Annotated in this window: 10 protein-coding genes, 1 tRNA gene, 3 rRNA genes, 1 other RNA gene and 1 other annotated feature; of the genes, 14 read left to right on the top strand and 1 reads right to left on the bottom strand. The window is 29.5% G+C overall.

Annotation, left to right across the window (positions count from 1 at the left end):
• The 12 genes from H8891_RS14700 to H8891_RS14645 all read left to right on the top strand — a co-directional run.
• Positions 1–129 (top strand): 23S ribosomal RNA (locus H8891_RS14700); the annotation flags it as partial.
• A gap of 79 nt (positions 130–208) precedes the next feature.
• Positions 209–325: ribosomal RNA gene (gene rrf, locus H8891_RS14695) — 5S ribosomal RNA — on the top strand.
• Between the two features lie 89 nt (positions 326–414).
• Entirely contained in the window at positions 415–636 is a 222-nt protein-coding gene (locus tag H8891_RS14690) for a hypothetical protein (protein WP_187006985.1), read from the top strand.
• A gap of 156 nt (positions 637–792) precedes the next feature.
• The gene (locus tag H8891_RS14685; protein ID WP_187006984.1) at positions 793–1,656 is read left to right on the top strand and encodes a mechanosensitive ion channel family protein; all 864 of its coding nucleotides are present in this window, start codon (positions 793–795) and stop codon (positions 1,654–1,656) included.
• A gap of 81 nt (positions 1,657–1,737) precedes the next feature.
• Positions 1,738–1,959 (top strand) — a binding site (T-box leader).
• 136 nt (positions 1,960–2,095) lie between these two features.
• Entirely contained in the window at positions 2,096–3,379 is a 1,284-nt protein-coding gene (gene serS, locus H8891_RS14680) for a serine--tRNA ligase (protein WP_147548203.1), read from the top strand.
• 202 nt (positions 3,380–3,581) lie between these two features.
• On the top strand, positions 3,582–4,037 hold the full coding sequence (locus H8891_RS14675) for a nucleoside deaminase (protein ID WP_187006983.1): 456 nt from the start codon (positions 3,582–3,584) through the stop codon (positions 4,035–4,037).
• A tRNA-Ser gene (locus H8891_RS14670) sits at positions 4,038–4,130 on the top strand.
• Positions 4,131–4,157: 27 nt separating this feature from the next.
• Positions 4,158–4,422: signal recognition particle sRNA large type (gene ffs / locus H8891_RS14665), an RNA gene on the top strand.
• Positions 4,423–4,573: 151 nt separating this feature from the next.
• Positions 4,574–6,214 carry a DNA polymerase III subunit gamma/tau gene (gene dnaX / locus H8891_RS14660; protein ID WP_187006982.1) on the top strand — a complete coding sequence of 547 codons (1,641 nt, stop codon included), beginning with the start codon at positions 4,574–4,576 and terminating at the stop codon, positions 6,212–6,214.
• 67 nt (positions 6,215–6,281) lie between these two features.
• Positions 6,282–6,623, top strand: coding sequence for a YbaB/EbfC family nucleoid-associated protein (locus H8891_RS14655; protein WP_147548200.1), 342 nt, complete (start codon positions 6,282–6,284; stop codon positions 6,621–6,623).
• A gap of 11 nt (positions 6,624–6,634) precedes the next feature.
• A complete protein-coding gene (gene recR, locus H8891_RS14650; protein ID WP_187006981.1) occupies positions 6,635–7,234 on the top strand; it encodes a recombination mediator RecR in 600 nt (199 codons plus the stop codon).
• Between the two features lie 162 nt (positions 7,235–7,396).
• The gene (locus tag H8891_RS14645; protein ID WP_147548198.1) at positions 7,397–7,624 is read left to right on the top strand and encodes a hypothetical protein; all 228 of its coding nucleotides are present in this window, start codon (positions 7,397–7,399) and stop codon (positions 7,622–7,624) included.
• A gap of 49 nt (positions 7,625–7,673) precedes the next feature.
• Here the strand turns inward: H8891_RS14645 and H8891_RS14640 are convergent, their stop codons facing one another.
• Positions 7,674–8,891 (bottom strand): MGDG synthase family glycosyltransferase, encoded by a 1,218-nt coding sequence (locus H8891_RS14640; RefSeq protein ID WP_187006980.1) that lies wholly within the window; start codon positions 8,889–8,891, stop codon positions 7,674–7,676.
• Between the two features lie 186 nt (positions 8,892–9,077).
• On the opposite strand from H8891_RS14640, the gene H8891_RS14635 reads away from it, so the two are divergent.
• Both H8891_RS14635 and H8891_RS14630 read left to right on the top strand, forming a co-directional pair.
• On the top strand, positions 9,078–9,314 hold the full coding sequence (locus H8891_RS14635) for a glutaredoxin family protein (protein WP_187006979.1): 237 nt from the start codon (positions 9,078–9,080) through the stop codon (positions 9,312–9,314).
• A gap of 296 nt (positions 9,315–9,610) precedes the next feature.
• A 16S ribosomal RNA gene (locus H8891_RS14630) occupies positions 9,611–10,012 on the top strand; the annotation flags it as partial.

Here is a 10,012-nt window from a genome sequence, read left to right as displayed (position 1 = left end):
CCAACTTCAAGATAAGATTTCCCACCGTAAGGGTAAGATCCCAGGAAGACTACCTGGTTGATAGGTCAAAGGTGGAAGTACAGTAATGTATGTAGCTTATTGATACTAATAGATCGAGGACTTGACCAAGATTATTTAATCTAGTAAATGTTATTCAGTTTTTAGAGTACTAACTCTAACTAAATAGATATTAATCTATTAAAGATTATGTGGTTATTATAGCAAAGAGGATACACCTGTTCCCATTCCGAACACAGAAGTTAAGCTCTTTAGCGCCGATGGTACTTGGTGGGAAGCTACCTGGGAGAGTAGGACGTAGCCGCGTAATCTTTTTTATTTATTACGAAAAAGATTACATATTCATAAACCCTTATACATATCTTTTATTAAAGATATTAAAGGGGGGTAGGTTAAATGAAATTTAGCATTCAAATGTGTAGAGGTAACATTCTAGATATTATTAATTTAGCAGATAATAATAATTTAATTATAGAGTCTATAGAACAAGGACCTATAAATGATGATATTTCAAATATAAAAGTTGCTTTTTCAGGAAATAGTAATATTCATGATATAGATAAATTTGTTAGTGATATAAATAATTGTAATTCATTTAATTCTTGCGAAACAATATAAAAACTATGCATATATGCATAGTTTTTTTTGTGATAAAAAATTCAAATTAAATTTATAAAACGTTGAAAAATGAAGTATAATGTTTAAAAACTTTGTAAAAAGATATATAATAACTTGATATAACTAAATATTATGTAAATTAAGGAGGTTGATTATATGATGGTGGGATCTACATCGCAAGTATCTCAGCAAACAGTAGAGACATTTTTTCATGCGGTTAAAAATAGTGGGCCTAAATTAATATATGCGATTATACTTTTAATCATAGGGTTATACGCATGTAAAATGGTAAAAAAATATAGTAAAAATTTTATATTAAAATATAATGTTGAAAGAGGGGTCGCTAACTTTATTTCCTATGGTATTTATGTAACAGGGATAGTAATGGTAGTTATGACGTGTTTGGAGATTATTAACTTTCCGGTACAATCAGTAATGACTGTAATGGTTTCTTTATTAGGAGTAATCGGGTTATCATTAGGTTTAGCATTCAAGGAAATACTATCTAATTTAGGATCAGGAATGATTATATTATTCTTCCAACCATTTAAAACGGGAGATTATATATGTGGATCTGGAGTTGAAGGAACAGTTTCTGATATACAAATTTTTAGTACTGTATTAAAGACACCAGACAATAAAGCTATAATAGTTCCAAACTTTAAATTGACTAGTGACAATATAATTAACTATACTCATCAAGATAAAAGAAGAATAGATTTTTCATTTGATGTTTCATATGATAGTGATATAAAATTTGTAAAAAATGTTTTAGATAAAATCTTTAAAGAAGATAAAAGAATATTAAAAGATCCAAAGCCAATTATAGGACTTAGTACATTAGCAGATAGCTCTATGAAAATAGTTGCAAGACCATGGGTTAAGACTGATGATTACTGGAGTGTATACTTTGATATTATGGAAAAAGTTAAAGAAAAATTTGATGAAAATAATATTGAAATACCATTCCCTTCAAGAGTTATATACTATAAAAATACAGAAGATGATTCTAAAAACTAATAAAAAAATAATAAAATTTTTGAATATTAGTATTGAAAGTTGATAATATATATAATATAATGATTAACAAATAGAACAACCAATAAAGCTATGAAGGAAAATAGTAAAAAGCAAGTTTGTATTCAGAGAGTGAGTGGCTGGTGAGAACTCATTGCAATGGTTTTTGAATCCATTCCGGAGCTACTAATCGGAATTAACAGTAAGATTAGTCGTATACCTACGTTACAGGATTTAAGAGGTTTATATTTTTATAATATAAACAACTAGGGTGGCAACGCGGATAACAAGACTTTCGTCCCTTTTTTGAGGGTACGAAGGTCTTTTTTTGTATACAGAAATACAAGAACTATCTGTAATAAAATTGCCGTAATATCAACAGGGTTAACGTTATTTTCATGAAAATAAATATAAAAAATATTAAAAACAGGAGGAAGAAAAAATGCTAGATATAAAAAGAATCAGAGAAAATTTAGATGAAATAAAAAAAGCAATGCAAGTAAGAGGAGAAAAAGAATTTGACCTTGATGCTGTAGTTGAATTAGACAATAGAAGAAGAGAATTACTTCAAGAAGTTGAAGTTATGAAAAATGAATTAAATGTAGAATCTAAAAAAATACCTCAATTAATAAAAGAAGGTGTAGATGTAACTGAAGCAAAGGCTAAGTTAAAAGAATTATCTGACAAGATAAAAGGTGTAGATGAAAAAGTTAAAGAGGTAGAAGGGGAATTAGAATATAGATTAATGAGAATACCTAACGTTCCTCACCCTGATGTTCCACAAGGAACAACTGATGAAGATAATGTTGAAATAAGAACTTGGGGAGAACCTACTAAGTTTGATTATGAAAACAAAGCTCACTGGGATATAGGAACAGGATTAGGAATATTAGATTTTGAAACTGCAGGAAAAATAACAGGATCAAGATTTACTTTATATAAAGGATTAGGAGCTAGACTTGAAAGAGCTTTAATAAACTTCTTCTTAAATACTCATACTGAAAAGCATGGATACACTGAAGTATTACCTCCTTTCATGGCAAATAGAGCAAGCTTTATAGGAACTGGACAACTTCCAAAATTTGAAGAAGATATGTTCAAATTAGAAGGACTTGACTACTTCTTAATACCAACAGCAGAAGTACCAGTAACAAATATACATAGAGATGAAATATTATCAGTAGATCAATTACCAATAAAATACTGTGCATACACACCATGCTTTAGATCAGAAGCAGGTTCTGCAGGTAGAGATACAAGAGGATTAGTTAGACAACATCAATTCAATAAAGTTGAATTAGTTAAATTTGTTAAACCTGAAGAATCTTATGAAGAGTTAGAAAAATTAACAAATGATGCAGAAACTATGTTACAAATGTTAGGATTACCATATAGAGTAGTTAGAATATGTACAGGAGACTTAGGATTTACAGCTGCATTTAAATATGACTTAGAAGTTTGGATGCCAAGTTATAACAGATATGTTGAAATATCTTCTTGTTCAAACTTTGAAGATTTCCAAGCTAGAAGAGCTGGTATAAGATTCAAGAGAGATAAAAAAGCTAAAGCTGAATATGTTCATACATTAAATGGATCTGGATTAGCAGTAGGAAGATGTCTAGCTGCTATATTAGAAAACTATCAACAACCAGATGGATCTGTAGTAGTTCCAGAAGTATTAAGACCATATATGGGTGTTGATGTTATCAAAAAAGAAGAATTATAATATTAAATATTAAAAATATATTTAAGTAAGGAGCTTAAAAATTTAAGCTCCTTATTGTTTTATAAGATATAAACTTAATATAATTTAGATTAAATTCTAGTAAGAATTTGTAATATTATAGAAGAATATGAATTTAAATTTGAGTTGAATTATAAATTTAATTATGGTAATATTAAATATGTTATAAGTTTTAGGAGGAAGCATGGATAAGTCGTTTTATATGAATGAAGCAATAAAAGAAGCATATAAAGCTTATGAAAAAGGCGAAACGCCTATAGGTGCCGTAATAGTAAAAGATGGAGAAATAATAGCTAGGGCACACAATTTAACTGAAACATTAAATGATCCAACTGCCCATGCGGAAATCTTAGCTATAAGAGAAGCTTCAGAATACTTAGGTGGATGGAGACTTATAAATTGTGACTTGTATGTAACTATGGAACCGTGTATAATGTGTAGTGGAGCTATAGTTCAGTCAAGAATAAAAAAACTTATAGTAGGAACTAAGCATATTAAAAATTTAAATATAGAAAAACAACATGAATTTAAAATAGATTATTTTAACACTTGTAATATAGATGTAACATTTGGTATATTAAAAGAGGAATGTTCAAGTGTATTACAAAAGTTTTTTAAGGAATTAAGAAAGCGACAGTAGGGAGAGATGGTCGAGTCGGTCGAAGGCGCTCGCCTGGAAAGTGAGTATACGGCTAAAACCGTATCGTGGGTTCGAATCCCACTCTCTCCGCCAAAAAACTTAATTATGGTTATAAGTTTGCTGTGCTAGACGGGAAGGTAGCGGTGTCCTGTAACCTGCAATCCGCTATAGCAGGGTTGAATTCCATCTAGAGGCTTATATATTGTAGGGCTGCCCTAAATAAGTGGTGTTGACACTTAGGTCCTGCGCAACGGAAGCTCATAAACCCCGCCAGATCCGGAAGGAAGCAACGGTAAGTGATCACTTTCGTGTGCCGCGGGGGTGCCTAAGTCGAGCTAACTGTTTAGGTAACGCCTATGATAGTAAGTCAATAGATGGTGCACAGCTTTAATATATAAAATAAGAATCCCTTATAGTTAAGGGATTTTTTTAATATAAAGATATATATTTAGTTTTTATGTTAGATATAGATAAAATTATTATATATTGGTATATAATAATATATCGGTATTTTAGAATTAAGGAGAGATAAATTTATGCATAAGGCACTTTATAGAGCCTATAGACCTCAAACATTTAAAGACGTTGTAGGACAAGAACATATAATTAAAACTTTAAAAAATCAGATACAAAATAATAATGTAGGACACGCCTACTTATTTTGTGGTACTAGAGGTACAGGTAAAACTTCTACAGCTAAAATATTTGCAAGAGCTGTCAATTGTGAAGATAGCGTTAATGAGGAACCTTGTAATGAATGTGAGGTTTGCAAGGATATATTAAATGACAATAATATGGATGTCATAGAGATAGATGCAGCATCAAACAATAGCGTTGATGATATAAGAGAAATTAGAGAAAACGTAAAGTATACTCCAGCTAAATGTAAGTACAAAGTATATATAATAGATGAGGTTCATATGTTATCTCAAGGAGCATTTAATGCTTTGTTAAAAACTCTAGAAGAGCCACCATCATATGTAATATTTATATTAGCTACAACAGAACCGCATAAAATCCCTGCTACTATACTTTCTAGATGTCAAAGATTTGATTTTAAGAGAGTAACTGTTAAAGATATGAGTTCTAGAATGAAAGAAATATGTGAAGATGTTAATGTAGAGGTAGATGATAGAGCTCTAAACTTAATAGCAAGAAATTCTCAAGGAGCTCTAAGAGATGCTCTTAGTATATTAGATCAGTGTATGTCTTTTAGTGAAAATAAGATAGAGTATAAAGATGTTGTAGATTTATTAGGAACTGTAAATGTAGAACAATTATTTGAAATGGCAGATTATGTTATAAAAGAAGATACAAAAAAGTGTCTAGAAATTTTAAATGAATTTGTAATATGGGGTAAAGACATAAAAAATTTAATTGATGATTTAATTGATCATTTTAGAAACTTAATGGTATGTAAAGTATCTAATGATTTAGATGAAATAATATCTTTACCAGAGGAGATAATAGATCAGTTAAAATCTCAAGCAGAAACAATAGAGACTAATGAGATTATAAGAATACTAAATATACTATCTATTACTCAAGATGATATTAAAGCATCATCTAATCCTAGAGTTTTGGCAGAGGTTAGTATAATGAAATTATCCCAACCTATGTTTGATGATAGTAAGGAAGCCTTATTAAAGCGAATATCTAACTTAGAAGAAGTTATAAGAAGTGGAAATATAACTGTAAATAATAATCAAGATAAAAAAGAACAGGTTGTAACGCAAGAAGAAGAAAAGTATGAAGAAAAAGAAGAGATATACTACGAAGAAGTTAAAAGTGAAGATGTTAAATTAGTAGAAAAGTCTTGGGAAAATATACTTACCAATATAAAAAAAGATAGAAATATGCCTGTATATGCAATACTAAGAGAAGCTAAAGACTTTAATGTTAATTCAAATACTTTATATATAATTTTTGATGATAAATTTGCATTTGCTAAGAATAAATTAAGTGATGTTAAGACACTATCTTATATAGAAGGTGTGGTTAGGGATACGATTAATAGAAGTTTTGGTATAAAAATAATATTAAAGTCAGAATCTAAAAATATAAAACTAGAAATAGAAAAAGAGGAAAAGGATAAAGGAGAACAAATACTAGAAGAAGTATTTCCTAAAGAGATATTAGATATAAAGCAAAGTGTAAGTGAAAATGAAATTAAATAATAAATACTATTATGATATAATAATAGCATAAATTAAATAATAAAGATAATTAAGGAGGATTTTACATATGGCTAAAAAGGGATTCCCAGGAATGATGCCTGGAAATATGAATCAATTATTAAAACAAGCTCAAAAAATGCAAAGTGATATGCAAAAAATGCAAGAAGAGTTAGAATCTAAGGAAATAGAAACTTCTGTTGGAGGAGGAGCTGTTACTGTAAAAGTTAATGGTAAAAAAGAAGTTGTAGATATACAAATAAAACCTGAAGTTGTAGATCCAGATGATATAGAAATGCTTCAAGACTTAGTATTAAGTGCAATTAATGAAGCATTAAGAAACGTTGATGATATGCAATCTTCACAAATGAACAAATTAACTGGAGGAATGAATATCCCAGGATTATTCTAGTAGGTGATAAGATGCAAACTTATTCAGGACCAATATCAGCACTGATAGAAGAATTTTCTAAACTACCAGGTGTAGGAAGAAAAACAGCGCAGAGATTAGCTTTTCATGTAATTAATATGAATATGAATGATGTAGAAGCTTTATCAAAAGCTATATTAGAAGCTAAAAAAGAAATTAAATATTGTTCTATTTGTTACAATATAACAGATAAAGATCCATGTAGTATGTGTTCTAATAAAAATAGAGATAGTAGCGTTATATGCGTCGTTGAAGATCCTAGAGATGTGGCTGCCATGGAAAGAACTAAAGAATTTAATGGTCAATATCATGTGCTAAATGGAGTTATATCACCTATGGATGGTATAGGACCAGACATGATAAGGATAAAAGAACTTATTCAAAGATTAGGAAATCAAGATGTAAGGGAAATTATAATGGCCACAAACCCAACTATAGAAGGAGAAGCTACTGCTATGTATATAGCTAGACTTTTAAAACCAATGGGAATAAAAGTAACAAGAATAGCTCATGGACTTCCTGTAGGTGGAGATTTAGAGTATGCAGATGAAGTTACAATTTCAAAAGCATTAGAAGGCAGAAGAGAAATATAAAAAATCGAGGTTTGATTCTCGATTTTTTTATTTTTTCATAGAGTTATGTCATATTTTAAAAGAATTTTTGATATGAAAATTACAGTACAAATATTGAAGTAGAAATGGTTGTATTGTATAATCTGATTTATAATTTATTAAAAAATTTAATAGGGGTGCAAAATGAAATCAGCAATGAATTTTGAAGAGCATAAAGCTATGAAAGAGAAGCGAAATAAGAAAATGAAATCATCAAAAATTAAAGGTAAATATAGTGAATCTGATGATATGAGTCTTCTTATAAAAAAGAAGAGTAAGAAATCTTTAAAATCAAAAGAAAGTAATTTTAGAAATAACTACAAGCATTACCAATATGATTATGAAGAAGATTTTTATGAGCCAAGATACTAGGCTATTAAAAGATAAATAAAAAAAATCTGTAGATATCTACAGATTTTTTTTATTTATCTTTCAATAAGTCTGACTCAACCAAATTTGCTATATTTTGTGAAGAGTTAAACTTTCGAATTGATTTTATATTCTTTTTAAGTATTTCCAATCTAGATGAATCATCTATAAGAACTTTTAATAAAACAGATAAAGAGTATTTTTTAGTTGTTCTTAATGCTGATCCACAGTTACATAAGAAATCTAAATTTTCTTCTTCTTGTCCAGGAATGTAATAAGGTACAATCATAGGAACATCTTTTAATAAAGCTTCAGTAGTTGTAAGACCTCCTGGTTTTGTTACAAGAACATCAATTGAAGCTAATATGTCATTCATTTTATTTGTAAAACCTAAAATTTTAACGTTCTTATCAATATGATGAGACTCAAGATTTTTTTCTAACTTTTCTTTAAGAGATTCATTTCTTCCAGTTATAACTAATATTTGAAAATCTCTATCAATACTAAGCATCTCAGTTAATGTTTCTTTAATATTTCCAGCACCAAAGCTACCACCCATTAAAAGTACTGTTAGTTTATCTTTATCAAAACCTAGCTCAGATAATACTGTTTCTCTATCCCTATTTTGTAAAAATGATTTTTCAACAGGTATTCCTAATGGTTTAATTTTATTACCATCTACACCCTCAGAAATTAACAATTCTTTAACATATTCATGTCCTACAACATAATAATCTAATTCATTTTGAATCCAAGTAGAATGAGTTGTGTAATCGGTTAAAACAGATATAAGTGTTGGAAATGATTCAGTATTAAAGTGTTTAATAAAATTATCATTAAAACTAGTATGAAACAATGTATGACTACTAGAATCTGTACATTGTTTTTTTAAAGTACTAAGTGCTATCATAGGGAATGGATGAGTACCTATTATTACATCAGGCTGTTCATCTAAAAGCAATTTTCTAAATTTTTTTGCCATAAAATTTGTAATCATATTATCTTTAAATTCGTTTTTAGAAGCTATACCAGATTCCGAAAATCTATAAACTTTACCATACGCGTAAGGAGTATAGATCGCTGATTTTTCATAACCCCTAGAGATTATTTTATCCATAGTAGTATTAACAAGTTTTAAGCTATCTATGATTTTACATTCTATATTTTCTCCATCAATTGTTTTTTTGATTAATTCTTCTTTAATAGCTCTAGCTGCTCTATTATGCCCACCACCGGTAGAAGCAGACATAATTAATACTTTTTTGCTCATATTTAGAATCCTCCTAAAATTGGCTTTATAAATAAATTGTATATATGTATTAACTAAAAATAACATTATTTACTTAAATAGTAGTATTGACATATTTCATTTAATATTTAATACTAATCTAATATATGTTTATAAAAAATACAAGTAGGGTGTTTTTAAATTTAAAGAAGATAAGGTGTGATGAAAATGAAAAAAGTAGAAGTTTTTAGTAGCAATACATGCAAGAATTGTGTAGATTTAAAGAACTATTTAAAAGCAAATAACATAGAATATACAGAGTATAATATATCTAAAGATCAAGAAGCTAGAAAAAATCTTATTCAGTTAGGATATATGTCTGTTCCAGTAACACTTATAGATGGAGAACATGTATTAGGCTTTGATAGAATAAGAATAGATCAATTATTAAATAAAAATAACTAAAAATATATGCCTAAATTTAGGCATATATGAATAAAAATTAATGTTAATTGGAAAGCTTAATTACATGAATAAGTTTATAAAAATAAAAAAATAAAAAAAGTTTTAAAAAAGTATTGACGATATTAAAATGAGATGGTATAGTATTACTTGTCCTTGAGAAAAGGGCAAACGCGAAAGACAAAATGAACTTTGAAAATTAAACAGTAGGTTAATTATAAAAATTCTTTTTAAAGAATTAAACAACAAACAACCAAGCCAGATATTCAGATAATGATAGCTGAGCAATTGGACAACTTTTATTTGAGAGTTTGATCCTGGCTCAGGATGAACGCTGGCGGCGTGCCTAACACATGCAAGTCGAGCGATTCTCTTCGGAGAAGAGCGGCGGACGGGTGAGTAACGCGTGGGTAACCTGCCCTGTACACACGGATAACATACCGAAAGGTATGCTAATACGAGATGATATATTTTTATTGCATGATAAAAATATCAAAGCTTTTGCGGTACAGGATGGACCCGCGTCTGATTAGCTAGTTGGTAAGGTAACGGCTTACCAAGGCGACGATCAGTAGCCGACCTGAGAGGGTGATCGGCCACACTGGAACTGAGACACGGTCCAGACTCCTACGGGAGGCAGCAGTGGGGAATATTGCACAATGGGCGAAAGCCTGATGCAGCAACGCCGCGTGAGCGATGAA

This window comes from Paeniclostridium hominis (genome assembly GCF_014306135.1).
GTDB lineage: Bacteria > Bacillota > Clostridia > Peptostreptococcales > Peptostreptococcaceae > Paraclostridium > Paraclostridium hominis.
Note: the sequence above shows the minus strand (reverse complement) of the source record. Positions and strands in the feature narration are given on the sequence as shown.

What these genes read in the sequence shown, in the direction of transcription:
- H8891_RS14675 (WP_187006983.1), top strand. Translation starts at nt 3,582, where the DNA reads ATGGATAAGTCGTTTTATATGAATGAAGCAATAAAAGAAGCATATAAA.
- H8891_RS14685 (WP_187006984.1), top strand. Translation starts at nt 793, where the DNA reads ATGATGGTGGGATCTACATCGCAAGTATCTCAGCAAACAGTAGAGACA.
- H8891_RS14645 (WP_147548198.1), top strand. Translation starts at nt 7,397, where the DNA reads ATGAAATCAGCAATGAATTTTGAAGAGCATAAAGCTATGAAAGAGAAG.
- H8891_RS14690 (WP_187006985.1), top strand. Translation starts at nt 415, where the DNA reads ATGAAATTTAGCATTCAAATGTGTAGAGGTAACATTCTAGATATTATT.
- dnaX (WP_187006982.1), top strand. Translation starts at nt 4,574, where the DNA reads ATGCATAAGGCACTTTATAGAGCCTATAGACCTCAAACATTTAAAGAC.
- serS (WP_147548203.1), top strand. Translation starts at nt 2,096, where the DNA reads ATGCTAGATATAAAAAGAATCAGAGAAAATTTAGATGAAATAAAAAAA.
- recR (WP_187006981.1), top strand. Translation starts at nt 6,635, where the DNA reads ATGCAAACTTATTCAGGACCAATATCAGCACTGATAGAAGAATTTTCT.
- H8891_RS14635 (WP_187006979.1), top strand. Translation starts at nt 9,078, where the DNA reads ATGAAAAAAGTAGAAGTTTTTAGTAGCAATACATGCAAGAATTGTGTA.
- H8891_RS14655 (WP_147548200.1), top strand. Translation starts at nt 6,282, where the DNA reads ATGGCTAAAAAGGGATTCCCAGGAATGATGCCTGGAAATATGAATCAA.
- H8891_RS14640 (WP_187006980.1), bottom strand. Translation starts at nt 8,891, where the DNA reads ATGAGCAAAAAAGTATTAATTATGTCTGCTTCTACCGGTGGTGGGCAT.